Source organism: Salipiger marinus, assembly GCF_035481585.1.
Classification (GTDB): domain Bacteria; phylum Pseudomonadota; class Alphaproteobacteria; order Rhodobacterales; family Rhodobacteraceae; genus Salipiger; species Salipiger marinus.
Window position 1 is genome coordinate 15,447 of sequence record NZ_JAYKSL010000019.1, and the last position, 25,278, is coordinate 40,724.

General features: G+C 66.5%; 24 protein-coding genes. 8 read left to right on the top strand and 16 right to left on the bottom strand.

What is annotated here, in order from left to right:
* The first annotated feature begins 8 nt into the window (after nucleotides 1-8).
* The gene (locus VK682_RS20525) at nucleotides 9-1,391 is read left to right on the top strand and encodes an aspartate aminotransferase family protein (RefSeq protein WP_089852274.1); all 1,383 of its coding nucleotides are present in this window, start codon (nucleotides 9-11) and stop codon (nucleotides 1,389-1,391) included.
* Nucleotides 1,392-1,583: 192 nt separating this feature from the next.
* Here VK682_RS20525 and VK682_RS20530 read toward each other — a convergent pair whose 3' ends face one another.
* The 10 genes from VK682_RS20530 to VK682_RS20575 all read right to left on the bottom strand — a co-directional run bounded on the left by VK682_RS20530 (nucleotide 1,584) and on the right by VK682_RS20575 (nucleotide 11,823).
* Complete coding sequence (locus VK682_RS20530; RefSeq protein ID WP_230797928.1) at nucleotides 1,584-2,444, bottom strand: hypothetical protein; 861 nt, start codon at nucleotides 2,442-2,444, stop codon at nucleotides 1,584-1,586.
* A gap of 243 nt (nucleotides 2,445-2,687) precedes the next feature.
* Nucleotides 2,688-3,776 (bottom strand): ABC transporter ATP-binding protein, encoded by a 1,089-nt coding sequence (locus VK682_RS20535; protein WP_324782472.1) that lies wholly within the window; start codon nucleotides 3,774-3,776, stop codon nucleotides 2,688-2,690.
* Nucleotides 3,777-3,778: 2 nt separating this feature from the next.
* Nucleotides 3,779-4,564 (bottom strand): ABC transporter permease, encoded by a 786-nt coding sequence (locus VK682_RS20540; protein ID WP_089850369.1) that lies wholly within the window; start codon nucleotides 4,562-4,564, stop codon nucleotides 3,779-3,781.
* Nucleotides 4,561-5,553 (bottom strand): ABC transporter permease, encoded by a 993-nt coding sequence (locus tag VK682_RS20545; RefSeq protein WP_230797930.1) that lies wholly within the window; start codon nucleotides 5,551-5,553, stop codon nucleotides 4,561-4,563. Before VK682_RS20545 ends, VK682_RS20540 begins: the two co-directional genes overlap by 4 nt.
* Before the next feature lie 71 nt (nucleotides 5,554-5,624).
* Nucleotides 5,625-6,731 (bottom strand): ABC transporter substrate-binding protein, encoded by a 1,107-nt coding sequence (locus tag VK682_RS20550; protein WP_230797931.1) that lies wholly within the window; start codon nucleotides 6,729-6,731, stop codon nucleotides 5,625-5,627.
* An 84-nt stretch (nucleotides 6,732-6,815) separates the two neighbouring features.
* Nucleotides 6,816-7,904 carry an NAD/NADP-dependent octopine/nopaline dehydrogenase family protein gene (locus tag VK682_RS20555; protein ID WP_230797932.1) on the bottom strand — a complete coding sequence of 363 codons (1,089 nt, stop codon included), beginning with the start codon at nucleotides 7,902-7,904 and terminating at the stop codon, nucleotides 6,816-6,818.
* Entirely contained in the window at nucleotides 7,901-8,488 is a 588-nt protein-coding gene (locus VK682_RS20560; RefSeq protein WP_089850360.1) for a peroxidase-related enzyme, read from the bottom strand. Before VK682_RS20560 ends, VK682_RS20555 begins: the two co-directional genes overlap by 4 nt.
* Nucleotides 8,485-8,976 carry a carboxymuconolactone decarboxylase family protein gene (locus VK682_RS20565; protein WP_230797933.1) on the bottom strand — a complete coding sequence of 164 codons (492 nt, stop codon included), beginning with the start codon at nucleotides 8,974-8,976 and terminating at the stop codon, nucleotides 8,485-8,487. Before VK682_RS20565 ends, VK682_RS20560 begins: the two co-directional genes overlap by 4 nt.
* Nucleotides 8,973-10,454 (bottom strand): NAD(P)-binding domain-containing protein, encoded by a 1,482-nt coding sequence (locus tag VK682_RS20570; protein WP_324782473.1) that lies wholly within the window; start codon nucleotides 10,452-10,454, stop codon nucleotides 8,973-8,975. The genes VK682_RS20565 and VK682_RS20570 overlap by 4 nt, the downstream gene beginning before the upstream one ends.
* 31 nt (nucleotides 10,455-10,485) lie before the next feature.
* Nucleotides 10,486-11,823, bottom strand: coding sequence for an MFS transporter (locus tag VK682_RS20575; RefSeq protein WP_324782474.1), 1,338 nt, complete (start codon nucleotides 11,821-11,823; stop codon nucleotides 10,486-10,488).
* 360 nt (nucleotides 11,824-12,183) lie between these two features.
* On the opposite strand from VK682_RS20575, the gene VK682_RS20580 reads away from it, so the two are divergent.
* On the top strand, nucleotides 12,184-12,654 hold the full coding sequence (locus tag VK682_RS20580) for an Lrp/AsnC family transcriptional regulator (RefSeq protein ID WP_089850353.1): 471 nt from the start codon (nucleotides 12,184-12,186) through the stop codon (nucleotides 12,652-12,654).
* Nucleotides 12,655-12,666: 12 nt separating this feature from the next.
* Here the strand turns inward: VK682_RS20580 and VK682_RS20585 are convergent, their stop codons facing one another.
* From VK682_RS20585 to VK682_RS20610, 6 genes are all read right to left on the bottom strand, one after another.
* The gene (locus VK682_RS20585) at nucleotides 12,667-14,160 is read right to left on the bottom strand and encodes a carboxypeptidase M32 (RefSeq protein ID WP_230797937.1); all 1,494 of its coding nucleotides are present in this window, start codon (nucleotides 14,158-14,160) and stop codon (nucleotides 12,667-12,669) included.
* Complete coding sequence (locus VK682_RS20590) at nucleotides 14,157-15,179, bottom strand: ABC transporter ATP-binding protein (protein WP_089850348.1); 1,023 nt, start codon at nucleotides 15,177-15,179, stop codon at nucleotides 14,157-14,159. The genes VK682_RS20585 and VK682_RS20590 overlap by 4 nt, the downstream gene beginning before the upstream one ends.
* Nucleotides 15,176-16,144: an ABC transporter ATP-binding protein gene (locus VK682_RS20595; protein ID WP_089850346.1), complete on the bottom strand. Its 969-nt coding sequence runs from the start codon at nucleotides 16,142-16,144 to the stop codon at nucleotides 15,176-15,178. The genes VK682_RS20590 and VK682_RS20595 overlap by 4 nt, the downstream gene beginning before the upstream one ends.
* Nucleotides 16,141-17,079 (bottom strand): ABC transporter permease, encoded by a 939-nt coding sequence (locus VK682_RS20600; RefSeq protein ID WP_089850344.1) that lies wholly within the window; start codon nucleotides 17,077-17,079, stop codon nucleotides 16,141-16,143. The genes VK682_RS20595 and VK682_RS20600 overlap by 4 nt, the downstream gene beginning before the upstream one ends.
* Nucleotides 17,080-18,054, bottom strand: a complete 975-nt coding sequence (locus VK682_RS20605; protein ID WP_089850342.1) for an ABC transporter permease — start codon at nucleotides 18,052-18,054, stop codon at nucleotides 17,080-17,082.
* Between the two features lie 118 nt (nucleotides 18,055-18,172).
* A complete protein-coding gene (locus VK682_RS20610) occupies nucleotides 18,173-19,744 on the bottom strand; it encodes an ABC transporter substrate-binding protein (RefSeq protein ID WP_230797938.1) in 1,572 nt (523 codons plus the stop codon).
* 152 nt (nucleotides 19,745-19,896) lie between these two features.
* Here VK682_RS20610 and VK682_RS20615 point away from each other — a divergent pair, with 152 nt between their 5' ends.
* Genes VK682_RS20615 through VK682_RS20640 form a run of 6 tightly spaced genes read left to right on the top strand, consistent with a single transcriptional unit; the run spans nucleotide 19,897 to nucleotide 25,189 of the window.
* Nucleotides 19,897-20,922: a GntR family transcriptional regulator gene (locus VK682_RS20615; protein ID WP_230797746.1), complete on the top strand. Its 1,026-nt coding sequence runs from the start codon at nucleotides 19,897-19,899 to the stop codon at nucleotides 20,920-20,922.
* A complete protein-coding gene (locus VK682_RS20620; protein WP_230797745.1) occupies nucleotides 20,919-21,620 on the top strand; it encodes a creatininase family protein in 702 nt (233 codons plus the stop codon). Before VK682_RS20615 ends, VK682_RS20620 begins: the two co-directional genes overlap by 4 nt.
* Nucleotides 21,617-22,627 carry a ketopantoate reductase family protein gene (locus tag VK682_RS20625; protein WP_230797744.1) on the top strand — a complete coding sequence of 337 codons (1,011 nt, stop codon included), beginning with the start codon at nucleotides 21,617-21,619 and terminating at the stop codon, nucleotides 22,625-22,627. Before VK682_RS20620 ends, VK682_RS20625 begins: the two co-directional genes overlap by 4 nt.
* On the top strand, nucleotides 22,624-23,373 hold the full coding sequence (locus VK682_RS20630; RefSeq protein ID WP_230797743.1) for an SDR family NAD(P)-dependent oxidoreductase: 750 nt from the start codon (nucleotides 22,624-22,626) through the stop codon (nucleotides 23,371-23,373). The genes VK682_RS20625 and VK682_RS20630 overlap by 4 nt, the downstream gene beginning before the upstream one ends.
* Complete coding sequence (locus VK682_RS20635) at nucleotides 23,370-24,269, top strand: polysaccharide deacetylase family protein (protein ID WP_230797742.1); 900 nt, start codon at nucleotides 23,370-23,372, stop codon at nucleotides 24,267-24,269. Before VK682_RS20630 ends, VK682_RS20635 begins: the two co-directional genes overlap by 4 nt.
* Nucleotides 24,266-25,189: an isoaspartyl peptidase/L-asparaginase family protein gene (locus VK682_RS20640; RefSeq protein WP_089850329.1), complete on the top strand. Its 924-nt coding sequence runs from the start codon at nucleotides 24,266-24,268 to the stop codon at nucleotides 25,187-25,189. Before VK682_RS20635 ends, VK682_RS20640 begins: the two co-directional genes overlap by 4 nt.
* Nucleotides 25,190-25,278: the final 89 nt, after the last annotated feature.

Consider the following 25,278-nt stretch of genomic DNA (forward strand, 5'->3'; position numbering starts at 1 on the left):
GTGACGTGATGAACAAGATTCCCAACTCGCTGCATGCCTCGGACATCGCCCACAGCATGCATCCCTACACCAACATGCGCGCGCATGAGAGCCAGGGACCGATGATCATCACCCGCGGCGACGGCGTGCATGTCTACGATTCCGAGGGCAAGGAATATATCGAAGGTCTGGCCGGGCTCTGGTCCGTGGCCGTGGGCTTTTCCGAACAGCGCCTCGTCGATGCCGCCACCAAGCAGATGATGGCCCTGCCCTATTACCACAGCTTCGCCCACAAGGCGCATGAGCCGTCGATCCGTCTGGCGGAAAAGCTGGTGGAGATGTCGCCCGAAGGCCTGAACCGCGTGTTCTTCACCAATTCGGGATCCGAGGCGAACGACACCGTGGTCAAGATGGTGTGGTTCCTGAACAACGCGCTGGGTCGGCCCGAGAAGAAGAAATTCCTCGCCCGGACCAAGGGCTATCACGGCATTACCATCGCCTCGGGCTCGCTGACCGGCCTGCCCGCCAACCACACCGATTTCGACCTGCCCGCCATCCCGGTGCGTCACCTGACCTGCCCGCATCACTGGAAATGGGCCCATGACGGCGAAACCGAGGCCGAGTTCACCGCGCGCCTGCTGAAGGAAGCCGAGGACGTGATCCTTGAAGAAGGTCCCGAAACCATCGCGGCCTTCATCGGCGAGCCGGTGATGGGCGCGGGCGGCGTGATGACCCCGCCCGAAGGCTACTGGGCCGGCATCACCGCGCTTTGCGAAAAATACGACATCCTGCTGGTCTCGGACGAGGTCATCAACGGCTTTGGCCGTCTTGGCACGCCCTTCGGCTGCCAGAAATACGGCTTCACGCCGGACATCATGGTGACCTCGAAACAGCTCACCTCGTCCTACATGCCGCTGGCGGCGATCCTCGTGAACGACAAGGTCTATAACGCCATCGCCGATCACACCGCCAAGCTTGGCACCTTCGGCCATGGCTTCACCGGCTCGGGCCATCCCGTCGCCTGCGCCGTGGGGCTCGAAAACCTCAAGATCATCGAGGAAAAGGATCTGATGGGCAATGCCGCCCGGCTTGCCCCGCAGTTTCAGGAAGGCCTGCGCAAATTCGCCGATCACCCGCTGGTGGGCGAAGTGCGCGGCGTCGGTCTCATCGCCGGGCTGGAACTGGCCAAGGACCGCGCCACCCGCACCAGCTTCACCCCCGCAGGCAAGGTGTCGGCGCAGGTGGCGAAATTCGCCGCCGAAGAGGGGCTGATCTGCCGCAACGTCTACGAGACCGTGGCGCTCTGCCCGCCGCTGATCGTGACCTCCGAGGACATCGACAAGATCCTCGCCCGCCTCGGCCGCGCGCTCGACCGCGGCTGGGACTGGGTGCAGGCCGAAGGTTTGGTCTGACCCCTCCGCCACAGACTGAAGGGGCGGCCCACCGGGCCGCCCCTTTGCATGTCTGGGTGTAGAGGTGGTCTGTATTCGCTTTAGCGCAAGTTGACAGACAATCTCAGAGAGCTGCCTCGCATGTCCGCTAAGCGGGCGGAACTGCCGTCGCAGTTTGCCGGCATAAAATCCGCCGTAGTGAACTATGACGGCCTAGTTTTCTCTTTCTTGGGAGACAAATTCCTCGACCCGACGACCGAACGAACTCGAATAGAACGTAAGTGTTTCTTCGCTGATCGCCCTGAACTCAGCACTGATGATTTCGCGCCCGTCCACAATCCTCGACACACGCGGCTTTTCCAGGCGTGGAAGTGTCATGCCAAGCATGGTTTCGCAGTCTCCCGCCGTGTTGTTCCGCGCAACCTCGAAGAATTCTTGCGTCTCGAAGTTGAGAATGAGCTGATTGGTCCGGCACGCGCTATTGTTCAAAGGAACGGCATCGATGAGTTGCCCTTCCCATCGGGTAATCCGATAGATCTCATCCGCGATTTCGCCGACATAGTAAGACTGAACCCATGAGTTCTCGTCAGGCAGCGTCAACGCGATTTGGCGGTACTCGCACGTGCCTTCGTTGCGACGACATTTGATATCGACGTGATTGATCGGATAGGCGATCTTCTCGTCGATGATTTCCAGCGTGCCTTTCACGAAAGCCACGTTCTCGGACATCGTTCCGCCGAAGTCGAATGGAAAAAAGCTGACGCTGGTCATGTTCACACGCGATGCGCGGTATCCGAGCGAATGAATCTGCCACACCGTCAGCTTGCCCGTAGCCTCTTCGCCCAAGTCCGCCTGAAAGGCCCGCTTTGCACCGTCGTAGTCAGCAAACCCATCATACATCAGTGTGTTCAAGTTGGCCTGCATGACGAGATCGCCTGCGGGCGATGTCGCGAGGTTGGCAGCGCCACTGAACATCATCGGGACTGAACTGCTTCGTTCATCCTCGGGTAATGCGAGAAGCTGATCGGGCAGATAGTTACGATACTTTGCGGCGGCATCATCGTCGGCGCGCACGACACCTGGGACTAACGTGAGCGATACTATTGCGAGCCTAAGAAGTCGATATGGTGACATGTCTACGAAACCCCCGTCAACGTTCGTTACGTTGGATCTACGGTAAGCTGACATACACGCATTTAGCAGCATTGTTTAATATGGACCTCCCAGCCGCCACTACCTCCCCTCCAGACCCACTCTGCCCACAAAAAAGGGGCGGACCCTGTGGGCCGCCCCTTTTTGCGTCCTTGCAGAGATCTCTCAGTGGCGCAGCACGGACAGGGCGTGGCTGTCCCAGCCCAGCCAGACCGGCGCGTCGCCGAGGCGGGCGGTGACGTCGCTGTCGGCATAGGCGCGCAGCAGGGCGTCGCCTGCCTCGGGGACCACGATGTTGACCGCGACCCGGCTGCCGAGGAAGGTCTTTTCCACGATGCGGCCCATCACGGCGTTGCGGGTGGCGGGACGCTCTGCCCCCAGCGCGATCTTTTCCAGCCGCAGCGAGGCGCTGACCTCCTGCCCGGTCTGCGGCGCGCCTGCGGGGGCCTGACCGCGCAGTTCGATCCCGCGCCAGTCCAGCACCACCTCCTGCGCGGCACCGTCCAGCCCGCGCACCGTGCCGTCGATCAGGTTGGTGGCGCCGATGAACTCCGCCACGAAGCGGGTCTGCGGATGGAAATACAGATCCTCCGGCGTGCCGTCCTGTTCGATCCGCCCGCCATTCATCACCACGATGCGGTCGGACATGGTCAGCGCCTCGTCCTGATCATGGGTCACGAAGAGGAAGGTCTTGTCGGTGCGGCGCTGGATCGCCTTCAGTTCCATCTGCACCTGTCCGCGCAGCTTGGCGTCCAGCGCGCCCAGCGGCTCGTCCAGCAGCAGCAGCGCCGGATCGGGGGCAAGCGCGCGCGCCAGCGCCACCCGCTGCCGCTGCCCGCCCGACAGCTGCGAGGCATAGCGCGTGGCGAAGGGGGCAAGCTCAAGAAAGCTCATCACCTCGTCCAGACGCTGCTTGATCTCGGCCTTGCCCAGCCCCTTCAGTTCCAGCCCGAAAGAGATGTTCTGCGCCACGGTCATGTGCGGAAACAGCGCATAGTCCTGAAAGACCATGTTGACCTTGCGCTTTTCCGGCGGCTGCGCGGTGACATCCTGCCCGTCAAGGATGATGCGCCCGGTGTCGGATTTTTCGAACCCGCCAAGGATGCGCAGCGTGGTGGATTTGCCGCAGCCCGAGGGGCCAAGGAAGGTGACGAATTCGCCGGGCGCGATGGTCAGATCCATCGGATGCAGCGCCTGCGCCTTGCCATAGGCCTTGGAGATGCCCTCAAGCCGTACGATCGGTTCGCTGGTCATGGTCAGTTTTCCCTGTTCATCCGGCGGCTGGACCGTTCGGCCCAGACCCCCAGCACCGCGGTCAGGATCAGCGCCACGGTGGAGATTGCGTTGATTTCCGGCGACATGCCCGACCGCAGCTTGGCGAAGATCAGCACCGGCAGCGTGGGTTCATAAGAGCCAAGGAAGAAGGAGCGCACGAAGTCGTCGAAGCTGAGCAGCAGGCAGAAGATCGACGCCCCGATGATCGCGGGCTTGAGATAGGGCAGCGTCACGCGCATGAAGGTGACCAAGGGATCGGCCCCTAGATCGCGCGCCGCCTCGCCCAGACTTTTTGGCAGGGTCGACAGCCGCGCCATCACCACCAGCGCCACGAAGGGCACGTTATGCACCGCATGCGCCCAGATGATCGCGCCCATGCCGGGTTCGATGCCGATCTGGCGTGCATAGATGCGAAAGGCGATGGCCGAGATGATGCCCGGCACCAGCGCGGGCAGCAGCGTCAGCGCATAGACCGCGAAACGACCGACAAAGCGCCGCCCCGACAGCAGCAGCGCCAGCCACGTGCCCATCAGGATGGAGATCAGCGTGGAGGCCACGGCGATCCACAGCGAATAGCCGAAGGTGGCGATCACCTCGCCATTGTCGAAGACCCCCAGATACCAGTCCAGCGTCCAGCTGCGGATGGGAAAGCCGATGAACTTGCTGTCCTTGAACCCCATCAGGATCATCAGCAGCAGCGGCACGAAAAGATAGACCACGAAGGCCCAGAAGAAGACGGAAAGCCAGACACGGCCATTGCGGGTCATTTGCTGTCTCCCTTGCGCAGGGCTGCGATGAAGCGGGTGAAGATCGCGGTCAGCACCAGCGCCGTCAGGAACATGATGACGGCAAAGGCCGCCCCCGTGGGCCATTCATCCCCCGCCGCGTGGAAGAACCCGGCGATGGTTTCGGCAAAGACCGTGGTGTTGGGCCCGCCCAGCAGGACCGGGGTGCCGTAATAGCCGGTGGAGATCAGGAAAACGAGCGTGCAGCCCGAGCCGATGCCCTCCAGCGTCAGCGGCAGGGTGATGCGGCGGAACCGCGTCCATGCCCCCGCCCCCAGATCGGCGCCCGCTTCCGACAGGTTGCGCGGCAGCTTTTCCAGCGCGGAATAAAGCGGCAGCAGCATGTAAAGCGCGGTCAGGTAGATCAGGCCAAGGCTGACGGAAAACCCGGTATACATGAACGGGATCGGCCGTTCGATCAGCCCCACCGCCTGCAGCGCAAGGTTCACGGCGCCGTTGTTGCCCAGCAGGATCATGATGGCATAGGTGCGCACGATCTCGCCGGTCCAGAACGGCACCAGCAGCAGCAGCAGCAGCGCCAGCTGGTTTTCGCGCTTGACGTAGCGCGCCAGATAATAGGCCACCGGATAGGTGATGATCAGCGTCACCAGCGTCAGCGTGGCGGAATAGGTCAGGGTGCGCAGGAACGGCGTCTGAAAGACGCTTTCACGGAAGAACCGCGTGTAATTGTCCAGCGTGAAGCTGGTCTCCTGCCCCGGCGCCACCGGATAGGCATCCAGCAGGCTGACCTGCAGCATCTGCAGCATCGGTCCAAGATGCTGCGTCAGCACCCAGATCACCGGAAACAGCGCCAGCAGCGCGAACTGCCGCCGTGGCGAGGCGAAAAGAAGCGAGATCAGCCCGCGGTACGGCCCCCAGTTCACCAGCCGGCCCCAGACGGGGCGCGGGCTGCCTGCGTTATCTGCCGCGGCGCGGGACTTCGCCCCGGCCGTCACGGCGTCATCAGTCATTGCGTTTCCTCTCTGCGTGGTCAGGCACAGCTGGTCCGGCGGCCCTGTTCCGCCGCCGGACCAGCCCCTGCTCAGGCCGCCTTGATGGCTTCGACCGCCGGGTCCACAAGACCGTATTTCAGCTCGTTGGCTTCCGAGCGGAAGAACCGCATGCCCGCCAGTTCCTCTTCGGGGAAGGAGGTGGCGGCGCGCTCGGCCTCCGAAAGATATTCGTCGGCGCCCTTGAAGGTCGAGATGAAGCCCGACGCGCGGGTCATCGCGGCGCCCACTTCCGGAGAGGCCAGCACGGCATTCAGGAAGGTATAGGCGTTGTCGGCATTGGGGGCGTTGTTCGCGATGTTGTAGGTATAGACAAAGCCGTAGCTGCCTTCCTTGGGAATGGTCATGCCCACGGGGAAGCCTTCGGCCATCAGCGCCGCGATCGGGCCGTTCCATGCGCAGGCCATGGTGATGTCCTGATTGATGAACATCTGCTGCACTTCAGAGCCGCCGTCATAGTATTTCCGCGCCAGCGGCTTCTTCTCGATCAGGAAATCGCGCGCCTCGGCCACGATGCGGGCGGCTTCCTCGGGATCGTTCAGATATTCCACCATGTTGCCGTCATAGCCCTTCATCAGCATGACGATGGACATCATGTCCTGCAGCACATAGGCGGTCTGGCCCGCGTATTTGTCGGAGAAGAACGGCTCCCAGCTGGTGGTCTCGGACTTGTCGACCATCTCGGTGTTGTAGGCCAGCACCTCCATGCCCGACAGGATCGGCGCGCCCCATTTGCTGCCGTTGATGGTCGACCAGTCGCTTTCCGAATAGATCGGGTTGATGGTGCCCCAGTTGGTCAGCCGGTCGGTGTCCAGCGGCGCCAGCAGTTCGCTGTCGATGAACTGCAGGAAGCGGTGGCCCGCCACGGTCAGGATGTCCACGGTGGGGTTCGGCGCCTCGGCGGCCAGCAGGTTGAACTGCTTGCCCTGGTCATCCACCAGCCGGACATTGACCTTGATGCCGGTCTCGTCCTGAAACTGCTCGCGGAAATCGTCGGGGATGAAGTTGGTATAGGTCCAGATGTTGACCTCGCCGCCCTGAGCATGGGCACGGCGCAGATAGACCGGGCTGGCCAGCAGGCCGGTGGTGGCGGCGGCGGTTCCCATGAACCGGCGGCGGTTGAGGATCAGTTTCGACATGTGGGTCTCCTTGTCGGGGTTGCGGGCGTCATCGCCCGTCTTGGTTGGCAATGCTGCCCCGGCCCTCGGGCCGGGGCGTAGGGGTCAGGCCTGCGCGGGGGCGGGGAACCGCCCGCTGCGCGAGGCGATGCGCAGGTCGTCAAGGCTGCGCGCGGTCAGATCCAGCGCGGTCAGCAGCTCGTTTTCCTGTGCAAAATCGCGGCCATACATGGCCGAGAAAATTGCCACGCCCGCATCATGCAGCCGGGCGGGATGGCCCGCAAGCTGGCCCAGCACCACGGTGGGCAACAGGCCATAGGGCACGTCCTCGGTGACATAGCGGCTGTCGGCGGTGGCGGGCCCCTGCCCCCCGGTGCCGCGCGCATGCAGTTCGGCATTCATCTCGGCGATGGAGGCGACAGGCACATGGTAGGACTGCTGGTAATGCTCGAAGATCGACTTGACCTTCAGCCCCAGCGTTTCGGCGATGGCCAGCCGTTCGGCATCCAGCTCTTCCATCAGGCGGCCCACATTGGGGGTCACGTTGCCCGACTGGCTCCAGGTCTCGCCATGTTCCATCCGGGTCATGTTGCCAAGGGCGATGCCCATATGGTTCTGCGGGTTGAGGTTGGACAGCGCGATGGCCAGAAGCCCGTCGCGCGCCGCGAACACGTCCCCAAACAGCGCCTGCTGCAGTTCCAGCGCCTGCGGCTGCGCGCTGTCGGGCACCGTCGCCATGTCGATACGCGCACGGATGGTGTTGACACTGACCGCGCCCGGGCCGGTGCGCCGCCCGGTCAGCGCGGTGGTGCCCCATGCGGTGATCGGCAGCGACAGCCCCCGCGCCGCCAGAGCCTCGGCCAGATAGACCGCGCCAAAGGAGGCATGGGAGGAAATGATGACCTGCTGTCCCTCCGCCAGATGCGGCGCCAGCGCGTCGATCACCGCCTTGTGGCCATAGGCGGGCACGGCGATCAGCAGCACCTCGGCGCCATCACACAGCGCCTGCGCGCTGTCGGCGACGGTCGGGTGAAACACGCCCTCCAGCGCGCCGGTGGCGGTCAGCCCCTCGCCAAGGCCCGTGGTGCCCTGACCCGAAGGCGACCACAGCGCCACCTCGTGGCCGCGATGGCACAAAAGCGCTGCCGTGCCAAAGGCGATGCTGCCTGCGCCTGCGATTCCGATCTTGGTCATGCTGTCACCTCTTTGCGAACCGGATCCCCCAGAACATGCATCAGCCGGTTCGCCCAGCCGAAAAGCGCCGTGGACAGGATCAGATCCAGCACCTCTGCCTCGTCCAGTCCCGCCGCCTTCAGCGCGGCCATGTCCTCGGGCCCCGCTTCGGAGGGCGCCGCCGACAGCTTGCGCGCAAAGTCAAAGATGGCGCGGTCGCGCGGGCCCAGATCCGCCTCCTCGCCGCGCGCGAACAGCTCGTCGGTGACGGTGGTGTCCTTGGTCAGCTGCGCATGGCGCGAGGCATGGACAGCCGCGCAATAGATGCAGCGGTTGACGATGGAGGCGCCAAGCGCGCCAATTTCCCGCTCCGCCCGCGACAGGCCGCCCTTGTCATACATGATCCCGTTGAAAAGCGGCGAGCGCACCTTCAGGCTTTCCACGTCATGCGCCAGCGTCAGCACATAATCCGACACCTTGGTGTTGGAGGGCGTGACCTGCAGCGCCTCCAGCTGCTCAGGCGTCGCCTCGTCCAGCTTCACCGGGGTGACGCGGGGCTGCCAGTCGGGGACGTTGCGGGTGAACTTGTGGATGATCCGGCTCATGCGGCGGCCTCCGTCATCAGGCGCAGCCCGGCGATCAGCCGCAGCTGATAGGCCAGAAAGGCATTGAGTTCGCACAGGCGCACGATGTCGGCATCCGCGATCCCCGCCGTCAGCAGCGCCGAGATGTCTTCGGCGGCGATGTCGCGCGGCGTGCTGGCCACGGCATCCATGAAGCTCACCACGCTCAGCAGGCCAAGGCTGGTGCCATCCTCCGACGGATCGGCGAGCGCGGCATACTCCTGCCCCCGCTGGCGGGCCGCATAGCGCTGCGCCACCTGTTCTTCACCGTTCAGCCGGGCGATGCGGGCGGCCAGCGCCGCGCGCAGGTCGGCGGGCCATGCACCGCAATCGGCGGGCGCCAGCACCGCCTCTTCGGCGGCCTGCGTCATCTCCATGATGTTGGCGCGCAGGGTCACCGCCTCCGCCACCGGGCCGCTTTCAGATACGCCCGCCTCCGCCACGCTGGTCAGGGTCCAGATCCCGCTCATGCCACAAGTCCTTTGGTCTTTTCATCTGCAGGCAGATCGGATGCCTGCCATTCCTCGCCGGTCAGTTCCGGCACCGCGTAATCCTGAAGGATTTGCCAGTGAGTGGCCACATCCTCGGCGTAAAGTTTTGCCGCAAGCGCCCGCGCCAGCCATGCCGCGCCTTCGGAAACGCCCGGAATGTCGCCGCTGACCTTGCCAAGGCTCGCGGTCGCCCCGTAGTTGAAGCAATAGACATTGGACAGCCACGGTGCCGATCCCGGCGCCTTTTCCCGGAAGGTGAAGTCGGGGTTGAGATAGGGAAACCGCGCCAGATCGGCGTTCCGCTCCGCCTCGGGCGGGGTGTAGACATCGCCCCAAAGCTGGATGTCCCCCGCCGCCTGCCCGAATTCCACCCGCATCATCGGATCGGTGGCAAAGCCGGTGCCAAGGATCAGGAAATCCGCCGTATAGCTGCTGCCATCGGCAAAATGCAGGCGCAGCCGGTCGCCCAGATCCTCCACCCGCGTGGTGGCCTTGCCGAAATGGAAATGCGCGTTGGGGTGGCGGCTGACGCGCAGGGTGGATCCATGCGGCGGCGGCGTCTGGGTGGCGAAGCTGTAATTCATGAAGCGCCAGCGCCATTCATCGGGCAGATCGGCATACCCTGCGGTGAAACCGAAAGAGCCGATGCCCATCATCTTGTTGATGGTGGGCATTTCCGGGCGGCGGATCAGGTGGCGCACTTCGGCTGCGCCATGCTCCAGCGCCTCGGCGGAATTGTCCACGGCAGAGGCGCCGACCCCGATCACCGCCACCTTGCGGCCCTTCAGCGCCGCAAAATCGATGTCATCGGCGCTATGCGCCCAAAGCTTGCTGGACACGCCCGCCATGAAGCCCGGGATGTTGGGCTTGCCGGTGCCATCCCGCCCGGTGGCAGAGACCAGCTTGCGGGTCAGGATCGACGCTTCGGGCGCGCCCGACAGATGCAGGCGCAGATAGTCGCCTTCGGGTTCCACCCGGTCGACGCTGACGCCGTTTTCCACCGGCACGTTCAGCGCGCGGCGATACCAGCGCAGATAGTCCATCCATTGCGGGCGCGGGATCTTGTCCAGCTTGTCCCACGCTTCGGCGCCGAACTGCGCGCGGAACCACGCCTGAAAGGTCAGCGCGCCGATGCCGAAGGCGGGGCCGGTCAGGGTCTTGGGCGAGCGCAGCGTCACCATGCGGGCATAGTTGAGCCACGGCCCCTCGCGCCCTGCCGGGCTGCGGTCAAGGATGCGCAGGTTGGTCATGCCCCCCGCCCGCAGCGCCAGCCATGCCACCAGCCCGCACATGCCGCCGCCGATGATGACCACATCCTGCACCGGCTCTCCGTCCACCTCGCGCGGGGGCACCCATGATTTTCCGGGCTGGCACAGAAAGGCCAGATCCTCGGTCAGGCGGGTTTCCAGCGCGGCAAGGCCTTGTCCGTCGAGGCGTGGGGAAGCGTGGTCGGTCATGTCTTGTCCTGTTCTGCGTCGAATAGAAGGGTCAGGCGGTCTGCGGCCAGTGCGGGTGCAGATCGTCGATATGGAAGTCATGTTCATGCTGGCGCCCCGCCCCGGCGGGATGGGCGCGCAGATGCGGGTGGTCGGCGGGCAGATCCGGATGGGCATGCGGGCGCACCAGCGGATCCTCGGCGGGCCAGACCCGCAGCGCCAGCGCGGTCACGCCAAGGCTCAGCAGGCACAGCAGCGCCAGCGCGGGCTCTGGCGCCAGCCACGCGCCCAAGGCACCTGCCAGCGGATAGGCCAGAAGCCAGCCCGCATGGCTGAGCGAGAACTGCGCGGCAAAGACCGCAGGCCGGTCGGCACGGGCGGCGGAACGGGCCAGCACCAGCCCGCCCGGCGTCAGCACCAGCGAGGAGGTCGCCCCGAACCCGGCCCAGAGCAGCCCCAGTGGCAGCAGCTGCCCGGTGGGCAGCAGCGGCAGCGTCAGGCCGAGCGCGGCAAAGACCGCAAGGCCAAGCGCCATCACGCCCCGCTCTGACCGCCCGGCCAGCAGGCGCGGCACGCTGAGCGCGCCCAAGGCGGCACCGCCACCGTAACTGGCCATCAGCCGGGTGTAATACAGCTCCGCCTCGCCCAGCCGGGCACCGGCAAAGACCACCGTGTTGACCAGCACCCATGCCAGCGCCAGCGACAGCGCGAGGTTCATCAGGAACACCCCGCGCAGCCGGGGGGTCAGCGCATAGATGCGCAGGCCCCGCGACAGCCGCCGCAGGAAGGGCGCCTTGCGCGGCACCCTGCCTTCGGGAAAGCGGGTGGCGAGCAGCGTCAGCGCCGATCCGGCCAGACAGGCCGATGCCAGAAAATAAAGCTGATCCGCCGTGACCAGCCGCAGCGCCGCCGCTGCAAGGATCGGGCTCAGCAGGGATTCCACCGTATAGGCCAGCCGCGACAGCGCCAGCGCGCGGGCATAGACCGCCTCGTCGGGCAGCAGATCGGGCAGCACCGACTGGAACAGCGGCGTGAAGCCGGAGGAGACGGCGAAGAACACGAAGGCTAGCACCATGATCTGCCATGGCGCCACGGCAAAGCCCATGGCCGCCACCAGCCCCAGCCGCAGCAGGTCGATGCCCACCAGCGTCGGGCGGCGCGGCAGGCGGGCCAGCAGCACCTCGGCCAGCGGCGCCACCAGCACATAGGCCACCATCTTGAGCGCGAGGATGCCGCCCAGCAGCAGCCCGCCCGTCTGAATGCCGCCCGTGGCGAAGGCATCCAGCGACAGCGACACGGTCATGACCCCGATCCCCACCAGCGACAGGATCTGCGCGGCAAAGAGGCGGCGAAAACTGCGATGTCTCAGCGGCGAGCTGGCGGCGATCATCGGGCATACTCCTGTGGCGCGCCTGTCGCGCCGGTCCTGCCCCTCCAAGTCTGAACGCCACGCCGCCGGAAATCCAGACGCGGGATCGTGTCAACTTCGCCCATGCCGAAGAAAAGTCTTTTCATTTCAGCACCCGCCCCGACAGAGGAACGCTGTTTTCCCGCAGCCTGCCTGTTCCGTGATCCTGTTTGCCCCGCCTGCGGAGGCGGCGAACAGACATGCGGCAGGGCTGGTGCAGAAGCATCGGCGGGGTCTCTTGAGGGCTGAGGGGCGTTGACGGGTAGTCTTTCGCAGGGAACCGCGAAGGTCATCACAAGTTTTCACCTTTTCAGGCGCCATATTCGTTCGTATGATCCATGAATGACCCTAAAACTCGACAGACTTGATTGCCGCATCCTTGAAGAGCTTCAGCGCGACGCCTCGCAGTCGCAGCGGGCGCTGTCCGACCGCGTCGGCCTGTCGCAGAACGCCTGCTGGCGCAGGCTCAAGGCCTTGGAGGCAGCGGGCGTGATCCGCAACCATACCGTGGTGCTGGACCGTGACCGGCTGGGCGCGGGGCTGGTGGTCTTCGTGATGATCCGCACCCGGCACCATTCGGCGCAATGGCTGGACACGTTCCGCAAACATGTCTCCACCATCGAGGATGTGGTGGATTTCTTCCGGATCGGCGGCGAATACGATTACCTGCTGAAAATCGTGACCCGCGACATGGCCAGCTACGACCTGTGCTACAAGCGGCTGATCTCCAAGGTGGAACTGGAAACCGTCACCTCGCATTTCGCCATGGAGGCGATCGAGGAACAGCGGCCCATCCCGCTGTCCCCCGTCTGAGGCAGTTCAGGCTCAGCCGAACTTGGCCGCCAGATAATCCAGATAAGGCTGCGGATCTGCGGCATCGCCGCCCATCTGCGCCAAAAGCTCGGCCCGGCTCAGGCTGCGGCCATGGCGCCAGACCTTGTCGGCCAGCACCGCGCGCAGCGGCGCGGTGTCGCCCTGATCCAGCCCCTGCCCGACCTGCGGGTCAGTCTCGGCCAGCCGCGCCATGATCGACGCGGCGGTGAGGTTGCCCAGCGTATAGGTCGGGAAAGACCCCAGATAGCCGGAGGACCAGTGCACGTCCTGCAGGCAGCCCGTCACCCCGTCCTCGGGCACGGTCAGCCCCAGATCGCGCTTCATCGCCTCGTTCCACGCGGCGGGCAGATCCGCCACCTCCAGCGAGCCGTCAAGCAGCGCCAGTTCCAGCCGCACCCGCAGCAGGATGTGCACGTCATAGGTCAGCTCGTCCGCCTCCACCCGCACGAAGCCGGGGCGCACGGCATTGACGCCCGCCGTGAAGGTTTCGGCATCGACATCGGCCAGCTCCTCGGGGAACTGCGCGCGCAGCGTGCCGAAATGCCGCTCCCAGAAGGCGCGGGACCGGCCCACATGGTTTTCCAGAAGCCGCGACTGGCTTTCATGCATGCCGAAGCTGGTGCCGCCCACCGCGTAAAGCCCGATCATGTCGGTGGCATGGGCGCCGCGCGTGTGCACCGGATCCACGCCCTGTTCATAAAGCGCGTGCCCGGTTTCATGGATGGTGCCGAAGATCGCCATGGGCAGCCAGTCGGGCCGCCAGCGCGAGGTGATGCGCACGTCCTGCCGGGTGAAGCTGATCTCGAACGGGTGGATGGTGGTGTCCAGCCGCCCCCGCGTGAAGTCATAGCCCAGCTCCGCCGCGATCTGGCGGCAGAAGGCCTGCTGCTTCTCCACGGCAAAGCCCCGGGTCAGGAAATCGGTGCGCGGCTGCGGGCGGCCCAGCGCGGTGTCAAGGATGGGGCGCAGCCCCTCGGCCAGCCGGTCAAAAAGTGCGGTCAGCGAGGCGGCGGTTTCGCCGGGCTCATAGATCGGCAGCAGCGCGTCATAGGGGTGATCCACCGGCCCCAGCGCCTGCGCCATCTCGCGCGCCTGCGCCACGATGGTTTCCAGATGCGGACGGAACAGCGCAAAATCGCCCTTCTCCCGCGCTTCGGCCCATGCCAGCCGCGCGGTGATCGACGCCTCGTCGCGCGCGCTCAGCAGCGCCTCCGGCAGACGCGCGTGCCAGTCGCGGGCGGCCAGCACCGCCTCTGCCCCACGGCGCGCCACGGGATCGGTCGCGGCCTCGCGCGCGGCCTCGGCGGCGTCGGCCATGGCCGGATCCAGCAGCATGTCGCGCGCGATGCGTTTCAGCGTGGCGATCTGGTGGCCGCGCGTTTCCGCCCCGCCCGCAGGCATGGTCACGCGGCTGTCCCAGCTCAGCAGGTTGACGGTGGACAGGATGTCGTTCAGGCGCGCCACGCGCGCATCAAGATCAGTCATGCGGCCTCGCTTGTGCCGGTGGTGGCGCCGGTGCCGCCATCGTGCAGATGGCAGGCGACGGCGCGGCTGTCGTGGGGTTTCAGGCGCGGCACCTCGGTGCGGCAGCGCGGTCCCGCGAAGGGGCAGCGCGGATGAAAGGCGCAGCCGGGTGGCGGGTCCAGCGGCGAAGGGATCTCGCCCTTGATCGGATGAAACCTCGCCCGTCCCTCCCCCAGCCGGGGAACGGAGGCAAACAGCGCCTGCGTATAGGGATGCTGCGGCGCGTCATAAAGCGGCGCCACCGGGGCCAGTTCCACCACACGGCCCAGATACATGATCGCCACCCGGTCCGACACATGCCGCACCACCGACAGGTCATGGCTGATGAACAGTGCGGTCAGATCGAGATCGCGGCGCAGATCCAGAAACAGGTTCAGCACCTGCGCCTGAATCGACACGTCGAGCGAGGCCACCGCCTCGTCGAGCACCAGAAGGTCGGGCTGCATGGCCAGCGCGCGGGCAATGGCGATGCGTTGGCGCTGCCCGCCGGAAAACTGATGCGGCAGCCGGTCGGCATAGGCGGGCTCCAGCCCCACCTGCGACAGCAGCGCCGCCACGCGGTCGCGCAGGTCGGGCGCGGGGATCAGCCCGTGCTGGCGCGGGCCTTCGGCGATGGTCTCGCCCACCTTCATGCGCGGGTTGAGCGAGGCGAAGGGATCCTGATGGATCATCTGAACCCGCGTCGTCAGCTTGTCGACGGTGCCCCGGCTTTCCCGCGCCACAGGCGCGCCATCCAGCGTCACCGCGCCGTCGCTGGGGGCGTAGATGCCCGCCACGATGCGGCCCAGCGTGGATTTGCCACAGCCGGATTCGCCGACGATGCCCAGCACCTCGCCGCGCGCCACCTCCAGCGACACGTCGGTCAGCGCGTGCACGGTGCGCTTGGGGGTCTGGCCGCGCAGCTTTTCCAGCCCGCGCACGATGGCGCCGGTGGGGCGGGTGAAGCGTTTGGACACATGATCGATGGTCAACAGGCTCATGGCGCAACCTCCAGCGGGTGATGGCACAGCACGGTGCGGCCCGCCGCCGCCACGCGCGGCGGTTCGGTCACGCACAGATCCGTCGCGCGGTCGCAGCGCGGGCGGAACGGGCAGCCTGCGGGCAGGCTGGACAGCTGCGGGGTCGATCCGGGGATCTGCGGCAGGCGCCCCCCCGGCGCATGGCTTGACGGCACCGAGGCGATGAGCCCGCGCGTATAGGGATGGCGGGGAGCGGCGATCACCCGCTCTGCCGGGCCGCTTTCGACGATGCGCCCGGCATACATCACGCAGATCTCGTCAGCGAGGCTGGAGACCACGGCAAGGTCATGGCTGACCCAGACGATGGCGGTGCCGGTGTCGTCGGCCAGACGCCGCACCTCGGCAAGGATCTGGCCTTGGATCGACACGTCGAGCGCGGTGGTCGGCTCGTCCGCGATGATGACGGCGGGCTGGTGCAGCAGCGCCGTGGCGATGGCGACGCGCTGGCGCATCCCCCCCGACAGTTGGTGCGGATAGGCCATGAGCCGTTCGCCGGGGGCGGGAATGCCCACGGTTTCCAGCGCGCTGCGCGCACGGTCCCATGCGGCGCGGCGGCTGACGCGGTCATGCACCTGCACCGCCATGGCCATCTGGTCGCCGACACGCAGCACCGGGTTCAGGGTCATCATCGGATCCTGAAACACCATCGCCACCTTGCGCCCGCGCATGCGGCGCATCTCGTCCGGCGGCAGGGCGCGCAGATCCTGCCCCTCCACCAGCACCTCGCCGCCGGTGACGCGGCCCGGCGCCTCGATCAGGCCAAGGATGGAAAAGCCGGTGACGGATTTGCCGGACCCGCTTTCCCCCACCAGCCCCATGATGCGGCCGGGATCCACGGAGAAGCTTACGTCATTCACCGCCGTGACGGCGCCCGCGCGGGTGTCGAACCGGGTGGTCAGGCCCCGGACCTGCAGTGCCGCGGTCATGTCGCGCGCCGCGGGTCAAGCAGGGTGCGGACCTGATCGCCCACAAGATTGATGGCGACAACAGTGACCATGAGAAACAGCCCCGGATAGATCGACAGCCATGCGCGGTCGGAATGGATGTATTTGAACCCGTTGGAAATGAGCGAGCCCAGCGACGGCTCGGTCAGCGGCAGGCCGACCCCCAGAAAGCTCAGCGTCGCTTCCAGCGCGATGGCGCTGGCCACCTGCACCGTCGCCACCACAATCAGCGGCGGCAGCACGTTGGGCAGCAGGTGGCGGAACAGCACGCGCCCGGTGGACAAGGGTGTCGAGCGGGCGGCCTCGATATAGTCCTTACCCCGCTCGACTTTCGCAGCTCCGTGAGTGGTGCGCGCGAAATAGGCATATTGGGCCACCACCAGCGCAAGGATGATCTGCGCCACCCCCTGCCCCAGAATGGCCACCAGAACCAGCGCCAGCAGGATCGCGGGCATGGCCAGCTGCAGGTCGACGACGCGCATCAGCACCGCCTCGATCCGGCCGCCGAAATAGGCGGCGGTCAGCCCGACCACGATGCCCACCGCCAGCGCCAGCGCGCAGGCCGACAGCCCGATGACGAAGCTGGTGCGCAGCCCGTAAAAGATCGCCGACAGCATGTCGCGCCCGGCATTGTCGGTGCCCAGCAGATGGGTGTAGCCGCCCGATCCGACCTCGCCGGGGCGCAGGAAGGCATCCAGCCAGTCCAGCGCCGCCATGTCATAGGGATCCTGCGGCGCCAGCAGCGGCGCGCCAAAGGACAGGACCAGCAGCACCACGATCACCAGCAGCGACAGCAGCGCCGCAGGCGAACGCCGGTAATCGGCCCAGAAATGGCGCAGCCTCGTGGCGCGGCTGTCAAGCGGCGGTGCCGAGGGCACGGCGGCGGTGGAGCTTGTGGGGCTCAGCGTGTCGGACATTTACCGGCCTCCTTTCAGACGGATGCGCGGATCAAGCCGCGCCTGAATCAGATCGACGGCGAGGTTGATCATCACGAACAGGATCACCACGAAGATCAGGTAGGACACCATCACCGGGCGATCGAGCTGCAGGATGGAATCGATGATGAGCTTGCCGACGCCGGGCCAGTTGAAGACGCTTTCGGTCACCACGGCGAAAGCCAGCGTGGAGCCCAGTTCCAGCCCGAACACCGTGACGATGGGGATGGAGATGTTGGGCAGCACATGGCGCAGCACGATCTGGCGGTCGGGCAACCCCTGCGCGCGGGCGAACTTGACATAATCGGTGCGCATCGCCTCGACCATGCCGGCGCGGGTCAGCCGGATCAGCAGCCCCATCTTGAACAGCGAGAGGTTCAGCGCGGGCAGGATCACATGCGCCCAGCCCTTGCCCGTGGCAAGCGAGGTGGTGATGCCGAAAACCGTGGCCTCGGGGCCGCGCCCGCCGGAGGGCAGCCAGCCCAGTTCCACTGCAAAGCCCATGATCAGCAGCATGCCGATCCAGAAGGTCGGCACGGAAAAGCCCAGCACCGACAGCGCCATGATCGCCTTGGCGCCCCAGCTTTCGGGACGGTAGCCCGCCCAGAGCCCTGCGGGAATGCCGATCACCGTGGCGAGGGTGACAGACACCAGCACCAGTTCCAGCGTCGCGGGCAGGCGCGAGAAGACAAGGCTGGTGACGGAGACGTTATAGACCATCGACCGGCCCAGATCGCCCTGCGCCACATTGGACAGGAAGGTGACGTATTGCTGCCAGAGCGGCAGATCCAGACCGTATTGCCGGATCAGCTGCTCGCGGATCGCCTGCGTGGCGCCGGGGTCGATCAGCACGTCGATGGGGTTGCCGATGGCATAGACGCCGACAAAGACCAGCACCGACATGGCAAAGACGACAAGAACGGCCTGCGCCAGCCGCGTAAGAAGAAATCCGGTCATGAAGCCTCTGCCTCCTGCGGGATGGCGCCTCCCAAGGCGGGGAGGCGCGGGGAACGGGGGCTTCAGCCCCCGTCAGGATGGGCCCCGGTCCGCGACGGGCGCGCACCGGGGAACACGGTCACTCGACGGGGGTGATCGCGTAGGCGCGGGTTTCCTGATCGGTGCGCGGCAGGAAATCGACCAGACCGGACTTGGCAGCCCAGACCGACTGCAGGATCACCGTCGGGATCAGCGCGCGGTCTTCCATCGCGATGACCGAGGCCTCTTCATAAAGGCCGCGGCGCGCGTCCTCGTCCAGCGTCTGGGTGCCTTCGCCGAACACGCGGTCAAATTCCGGGTTGGAATAGCCGGTGCGGTTGAAGTTGCCAAAGCCCTTCTCGGCGTCCTTGGTGTGCACCAGCGCGCCATAGGTGTAGGCGGCCTCGCCGGTCAGGGTGCCCCATGCCGACATGGTCATGGTGTATTCCTCGCGCGCGGCGGCGGGGAAGAACACGGTGCCGTTCAGCGCCTGCGCGTTCACGGTCAGACCCAGCCGGGACCACATCTGCGCCAGCGCCTCGCAGACCACGGCATCGCCGGGCACGCGGTTGTTGGTGCAGGTGAAGTCGATCTCGAACCCGTCCGGATAGCCCGCTTCGGTCAGCAGCGCCTTAGCCTGTTCCAGATCATAGGGCCGCGCTTCCAGCTTGTCGGAATAGCCGAAGAAGCCTTCGGGCATCAGCTGCGTCGCGGGGGTGCCCAGACCTTCCAGCACCACATTCACCAGCACGTCGCGGTTGATGGCCAGATCCATGGCCTTGCGCACGCGCAGATCCTGCAGCGGGTTGCCGTCAACCTCCTGCCCGTTAACCTTGATCGGCTGCGGCTCCTCATCCTTCACCGAAGGGGCGATGTTCAGGATGTAGATGGAATCCGCCTTGAACAGTTCCACATCGGAATTGTTCTCCATCGCGATCACGTCAGAGGCGGGGACGTAGTTGATCATGTCCACCTGCCCCGACCGCAGCGCGGCCACGCGGGCGGCATCGTCGGGGATTTCGCGGCGCGTGACGTTGTCCCATGCCGGGGCCTCGCCCCAGTAGTCCGCGTTGCGCGACAGCACCATATCGCCCTTCGGCTGCCACGACACGAACTTGTAGGGGCCGGTGCCGATGGCGGCTTCGCCGGAGTTGAACTCCTCGTTCCGCGCGTCCATGCCGATTTCGGAGGGCACCACGAAGAGGCGGGTGAAGTCATTGGGCAGCGCGGGGGCGATGCCCTTGGTGTGGACGCGCAGGGTGTAGTCGTCGATGACCTCCACCGACTCCACGTATTTGGTGTAAAGCGTCATCGGCATCGGGCCGGTGACGGCGGGGATGCGTTCGATGGAAAACTTGGCATCCTCGGCGGTGAAATCGCTGCCGTCGTGGAATTTCACGCCTTCGCGCAGCTTGAAATCCCATGTGGTGTCATCCACCGGCTCCCAGCTGACGGCAAGGCCGGGCTTGAGCTGCAGGGTTTCGTCCACATCGACCAGCGTGTCGAAGACATGGCGCAGCGCCTCGGCCTGACTGCCCAGCGTGGACCAGTGCGGGTCAATGGAATCAGGACCGGCGCGCAGGCCGATCACCAGATCGGCGGCCATCGCCGCAGGTGCGGCAGCGGTCAGCGCCAGTGCGGCAACCCCCACCCGGAAGAGCTTCAATGTCATCGTCCACCTCCTTGTGTTACATTATGCAGAAACACTAGGACTCGCTTTTGTGACAGGTCAAGCTGCAAATTAATACACTCCGTGCGCCACAGCCGCATGTTACGCAATTTAATGCCCTTGCCGGGTCAAATGTTTTCCATCAGTGTATCACTATGAGTGACAAACAGGCAGAACTTGATCAGGCGCTGGAGCGCATCACCGCCGCCATCGACCGCGACTCGACCGTGGCCGTGCCGGTGCAGCTGCGTGGCGCGCTGGAATTCGGCATCGCCTCTGGCGAGCTGCCGGTGGGCGCACGGCTGCCTTCGGTGCGGGCGCTGGCGCGCAAGCTGCGGCTGTCGCCGGTGACGGTGTCCAATGTCTATGCCGCGCTGCAGGCGGCGGGCCATATCGAGGGGCGCGTGGGTTCGGGCACCTTTGTCAGCGCCTCCGCCGTGGTCCCCGCCCCCGACAAGCTGCGCGCGCTGGAGGCGGCCATCGCCGATCTCATTGAACTGGGCCGCTCCTGCGGGCTGGACACGGCGGAACTGGCCACCCGCGTGGCCATGGCCCGCCCCTGCCCGCCCCGGTCGCTGCGGCTGCTGATGGTCGGGAATTTCCACGACGCCACCGAAGCCTATGCCGCCGACATCCGCCGCCACCTGCGCGGCGGCGACGCCATCACGGCGGTGACGCTGGACGAGATCGACCGCGCCCCGCCGCGGGACGTGGATCTGGTCATCGCCCCGCGCACGCTGCTGCCGCGCGCGCGGGCGCTGTTTCCGGGGATCGAGGTCACCGGCCTCACGCTGATCCCCAACGAGGCGACGCGGGTCGCGCTGGCCACCATCCCCCCCGAGGCCGAGGTGGTCGCCTATTCCTATTTTCCGTCCTTCGTCACCATCATGAAGGCCAACATCACGCGCTTTGCGCCGCATGTCAGCAAGGTCGCCATCGTGGTCCGCGGCGAGGACGAGACGCAGGCCAAGGCCCGCATCGCCCGGGCCAGCGTGCTGATCTATGCCACCGGCGCCGAATATCTGCGCGACGGGCTGCGCCCCGGACAGACCGCATTCGAATACCGCCACACCCCCGACGCGCAGGCGATCCGCGCCGAACTGCTGCCGCTGATCGAAAGCTGCCGCAGCCGCGGGGGGGACACCCTTTCCCGGACAGAGACGAAGGAAGCGACGCTGTGAGGATCTCCGAAAGCACCTGGTTCGAGGTGGAAACCTGGCTCGAACGCGATGACCGCTGCATCCTGCCGCTTGGCAGCACCGAACAGCACGCGCATCTGAGCCTGTCGGTGGATTCCATCCTGTCCGAAAAGGTGGCCGCCGATGCCGCAGAACCCTTGGGCGTGCCGGTGTTTCCGGCGGTGGCCTATGGGCTGACCCCCTATTTCATGGCCTTTCCCGGCACGGTCACGCTGCGGCTGGCCACCTATGCCGCGCTGGTGCGCGACATTCTGGACAGCCTTTACGCCACCGGCTTCCGCCGGGTGCTGATCGTCAACGGCCATGGCGGCAACAGCCCCGTGCAGCCCGTGACCATGGAATGGATGCAGGATCATCCCGGCGCCCGCTGCCGCTTTCACGACTGGTGGCGCGCGCCGCAGACATGGGCGGCGGTGCAGGCCACCGACCCCGTGGCAAGCCATGCCAGCTGGATGGAGAATTTCCCATGGACCCGCCTGCCGGGCCGCCCCGTGCCGCAGGAGCAGAAGCCCTTCGTGCCCTTCGACAAGCTGCGCGACCGCAATGCCGCAGGCGTGCGCGCGCTGATCGGCGATGGCAATTACGGCGGTGTCTACCAGAAGCCGGACGAGGACATGGCGCGCATCTGGGAGGTGGCCGTGGCCGAAACCCGCGCGCAGCTGGAAGGAGACTGGGCATGAGCGGGCCGATCCTGATCTGGGGCGCGGGCGCCATCGGCGGCATCCTCGGCGCCTGTCTGGCCCGGGCCGGGCACACGGTGCATATGGTCGACATCGTGGAGGATCATGTGGCCGCGATGCGCGGCCCCGGCCTGCGCATCGAAGGCCCGGTGGAGGAGTTCACCCAAGTGCTGCCCGCCTTCACCCCGCTGGAGCTGTCGGGCCAGTATGACATCATCTTTCTGGCGGTGAAGGCGCATCACACGCCCGGCGCGCTCGACATGCTGGCGCCGCATCTGGCCCCGGGCGGCGTGGTGGTTTCCGCCCAGAACGGGCTCAACGAAAAGGTCATCGCCGAACGGCTTGGCGCCGAGCGGACCATGGGCTGTTTCGTGAATTTCGGCGCCGACTGGCTGGAGCCGGGGCGCATCCTTTACGGCAACCGCGCCGCCGTGGCCGTGGGCGAACTGGACGGGCGCCGCACCCCGCGCGCCGAGGCCATCCACGCGCTGCTGCAGATCGTGGAGCCGGAGGCGGTGCTGACCGACAACATCTGGGGCTATCTCTGGGGCAAGATGGGCTATGGCGCGCTGCTGTTCTGCACCGCGCTGACCCCGGACAGCATGTCCGATGCCATGGCTCGCCCCGAACATCGCGCCGCCTATCTGGGACTGGGGCAGGAGGTGATGGCGCTGGCCGCGGCGCAGGGCATCACGCCGCTTGGCTTCAACGGCTTTGATCCGGTGGCCTTTGGCAGCGGCGATGCGGCGGGGATGGAAACCGCCATTCAGGCGATGGTCGCCCATAACCGCAAGACCGCCAAGACCCATTCCGGCATCTGGCGCGATCTGGCGGTGCGCAAGCGCAAGACAGAGGTCGACGCGCAGATCGGCATCATGGTCTCGCTGGGGGCGGAGCTTGGCGTGCCCACGCCCCGGCTCGCGCGCATGGTCGATCTGATCCACGACATCGAGGAAGGCCGCCGCGCGCAGTCCGCAGCGCTGGTCGATCTGCTGGTGACGGCATGATCTGCGATTTTACCGGCAAGGTCTTTGCCGTGACCGGGGCGGCGCAGGGCATCGGGGCCGCCATCGCGCGGCTCTTGGCGCAGTCCGGCGCCACGGTGGCGGCGCTGGACATCGATGCTGCGGGGCTTGAACCGCTGGTGGCAGAGGGCATGACCGCCCATCCCGCCGATCTGGGCAGCCGCGCCGGGGCGCAGGCGGCCATTGCCTCGGTTCTGGACCGGCACGGGCGGCTGGACGGGCTGGTGACGGCGGCGGGCGGCGTGCGCGGCCAGACCGGCCGGCCGCTGGAGGAGATCACCGAAGACGACTGGCGCGTGATCTTCGCCGCCAATGTCGATGCCGCCATGTGGTGCGCGCAGGCCGCCGCCCCCGCGCTGAAACGGCAGGGCGGGCGCATCGTCACCATCGCCAGCGGCGCGGGGCTGCGCCCCAGCCTGACCGGCATTCAGGCCTATACCTCGGCCAAGCACGCGCTGGTCGGCCTGACCCGGCAGCTGGCGCTGGAACTGGGCCCGCAGGGCGTGACGGTCAATTCCGTCGCCCCCGGCTTCGTGCTGTCGAACCCCACCACGGGGCGGCAGTGGGAGGCTCTGGGCCCCGAAGGCCAGCGCGCGCTGCTGGCGGGCATTCACACCCGCCGCCTTGGCACGGCAGAGGACATCGCCCATGCGGCGGTGTTTCTCGCCTCGGATCAGGCGGCATGGATCACCGGACAGGTGCTGTCCGTGGACGGAGGACGGGCATGACCGAAGCGTGGGAGTGGGACGAACCGACTTGGCGCGGCATGGTGGAGCAGGTGCGCGCGGGCCGCTCGCTGCTGCCCGCAAGCTGGCCCGGCGGCAAGCGCTGCGCCGTGGCGCTGAGCTTTGACAGCGATCACGAAACCAACGAGCTGCGCGATGGCGGCGAGTCGGTGGCCCGGCTGAGCTGGGGCGAATATGGCGCGCGGCGCGGCATCCCGCGCATCCGGCAGGTGCTGGACCGCTATGATGCCCGCGCCACCTTCTTCGTGCCCGCCGTCTCCGCGCTGCTGCATCCCGAGGAACAGCGCGAACTGGCCGATCAGGGCCACGAGATCGGGCTGCATGGCTGGATCCACGAGCGCAACACGCAGGTGCCGCCCGAGGTGGAGCGCGACCTGATGCTGCGCGCCTCCGACACGCTGGAGCGGATCTGCGGCACCCGTCCGGTGGGGATGCGCACGCCGTCATGGGATTATTCCAAGGCGACGCTGGCCATCGCGCGGGAGATGGGGCTGCTGTATGACAGCTCGCTCTTTTCCGACGACGATCCTTACGAGATCCTCGCCCGGGGCGAACCCACCGGCATGGTGGAACTGCCGGTGGAATGGATCCGCGACGATGCCGCCTATTTCATGATGAACCGCTTCGGCGCGCAGCGGCCCTATACCCCGCCCGCCGACGTGCTGGACATCTTCCTGCGCGAATTCGAAGGCGCGCGGGCCGAGGGCGGGCTGTTCCTGCTGACCATGCACCCGCATATCACCGGCTACCGCTCGCGGATCTTCATCCTTGAACGGCTGCTGGATCACATCACCGCGGCGGGCGACTGCTGGATCGCCTCCCATGCCGACATCGCCCGCTACTGCGCCGAAACCGCCGGGCTGAAAGGAACGTCATGACCTATTCCCTTGCCATCCACGGCGGTGCCGGAACCATCCTGAAATCGCGCATGACCCCCGAGCTTGAGGCGGCCTATCACGCGGGTCTTGCCCGCGCGCTGGCAGCGGGCGAGGCGGTGCTGCGCGACGGCGGCGCCGCCCTCGATGCGGTGACCGAAGCCGTCTGCGCGCTGGAGGACGAGCCGCTGTTCAATGCCGGGCGCGGCGCGGTCTATACCTCGGCGGGGGTGCAGGAAATGGATGCCGCCATCATGGACGGGCGCGACCGCCGCGCCGGGGCCGTGGCGGGGATCTTTGGCCCGCGCAACCCGATCCGCGCCGCCCGCGCGGTGATGGAGACCACGCCGCATGTCTGCCTGATCGGCCCGAATGCACTGGAGGTGGCGCGCGCCGCCGGGCTGGCTTTTGCCGAGCGCGACTATTTCTTCACCGAAAGCCGCTGGCAGGCCCTGCAGGAGACGCTGCGCCAGCGCGAGGCCGGAGAGGTGGATGACGATCCCGCCCGCCGCCATGGCACGGTGGGGGCCGTGGCGCGTGACCGCGCGGGCAACCTTGCCGCCGCCACCTCCACCGGGGGGATGACCGCCAAGGCGCCGGGCCGGGTCGGCGACACGCCGGTGATCGGTGCGGGCACCTTTGCCGACAATGCCACCTGCGCTGTCTCGGGCACCGGGCATGGCGAGATCTTCATCCGCTGGACCGCCGCCGCCGAGATTGCTGCGCGGATGCGCCATGCCGGGCAGTCGCTGGAGGACGCGGCGCGCCATGTGGTGATGGAGGATCTGGGCCGCAATGACGGCTCGGGCGGGGTGATCGCGGTGGATGCGGCGGGCAATATCGCCCTGCCCTTCAACTGCGAGGGCATGTATCGCGGCCATGTCCGCGAGGGGGCCGAACCGGTGACGGCGATCTATCGCTGAAGATGCGACCAGTGACTCTGCGCTGTGAGGGCCTGGTCTTTTCCCAAAAAGCGGGGGGGGGGGGGGTGGCCCCCCACCCCCCAAAGAGC

Bases quoted from the DNA above. Each gene is read 5' to 3' on its own strand.
- VK682_RS20525 (WP_089852274.1), top strand. From the start codon at position 9: ATGAACAAGATTCCCAACTCGCTGCATGCCTCGGACATCGCCCACAGC.
- VK682_RS20535 (WP_324782472.1), bottom strand. From the start codon at position 3,776: ATGACCAGCGAACCGATCGTACGGCTTGAGGGCATCTCCAAGGCCTAT.
- VK682_RS20540 (WP_089850369.1), bottom strand. From the start codon at position 4,564: ATGACCCGCAATGGCCGTGTCTGGCTTTCCGTCTTCTTCTGGGCCTTC.
- VK682_RS20545 (WP_230797930.1), bottom strand. From the start codon at position 5,553: ATGACTGATGACGCCGTGACGGCCGGGGCGAAGTCCCGCGCCGCGGCA.
- VK682_RS20550 (WP_230797931.1), bottom strand. From the start codon at position 6,731: ATGTCGAAACTGATCCTCAACCGCCGCCGGTTCATGGGAACCGCCGCC.
- VK682_RS20555 (WP_230797932.1), bottom strand. From the start codon at position 7,904: ATGACCAAGATCGGAATCGCAGGCGCAGGCAGCATCGCCTTTGGCACG.
- VK682_RS20560 (WP_089850360.1), bottom strand. From the start codon at position 8,488: ATGAGCCGGATCATCCACAAGTTCACCCGCAACGTCCCCGACTGGCAG.
- VK682_RS20565 (WP_230797933.1), bottom strand. From the start codon at position 8,976: ATGAGCGGGATCTGGACCCTGACCAGCGTGGCGGAGGCGGGCGTATCT.
- VK682_RS20570 (WP_324782473.1), bottom strand. From the start codon at position 10,454: ATGACCGACCACGCTTCCCCACGCCTCGACGGACAAGGCCTTGCCGCG.
- VK682_RS20575 (WP_324782474.1), bottom strand. From the start codon at position 11,823: ATGATCGCCGCCAGCTCGCCGCTGAGACATCGCAGTTTTCGCCGCCTC.
- VK682_RS20580 (WP_089850353.1), top strand. From the start codon at position 12,184: ATGACCCTAAAACTCGACAGACTTGATTGCCGCATCCTTGAAGAGCTT.
- VK682_RS20585 (WP_230797937.1), bottom strand. From the start codon at position 14,160: ATGACTGATCTTGATGCGCGCGTGGCGCGCCTGAACGACATCCTGTCC.
- VK682_RS20590 (WP_089850348.1), bottom strand. From the start codon at position 15,179: ATGAGCCTGTTGACCATCGATCATGTGTCCAAACGCTTCACCCGCCCC.
- VK682_RS20595 (WP_089850346.1), bottom strand. From the start codon at position 16,144: ATGACCGCGGCACTGCAGGTCCGGGGCCTGACCACCCGGTTCGACACC.
- VK682_RS20600 (WP_089850344.1), bottom strand. From the start codon at position 17,079: ATGTCCGACACGCTGAGCCCCACAAGCTCCACCGCCGCCGTGCCCTCG.
- VK682_RS20605 (WP_089850342.1), bottom strand. From the start codon at position 18,054: ATGACCGGATTTCTTCTTACGCGGCTGGCGCAGGCCGTTCTTGTCGTC.
- VK682_RS20610 (WP_230797938.1), bottom strand. From the start codon at position 19,744: ATGACATTGAAGCTCTTCCGGGTGGGGGTTGCCGCACTGGCGCTGACC.
- VK682_RS20615 (WP_230797746.1), top strand. From the start codon at position 19,897: ATGAGTGACAAACAGGCAGAACTTGATCAGGCGCTGGAGCGCATCACC.
- VK682_RS20625 (WP_230797744.1), top strand. From the start codon at position 21,617: ATGAGCGGGCCGATCCTGATCTGGGGCGCGGGCGCCATCGGCGGCATC.
- VK682_RS20630 (WP_230797743.1), top strand. From the start codon at position 22,624: ATGATCTGCGATTTTACCGGCAAGGTCTTTGCCGTGACCGGGGCGGCG.
- VK682_RS20635 (WP_230797742.1), top strand. From the start codon at position 23,370: ATGACCGAAGCGTGGGAGTGGGACGAACCGACTTGGCGCGGCATGGTG.
- VK682_RS20640 (WP_089850329.1), top strand. From the start codon at position 24,266: ATGACCTATTCCCTTGCCATCCACGGCGGTGCCGGAACCATCCTGAAA.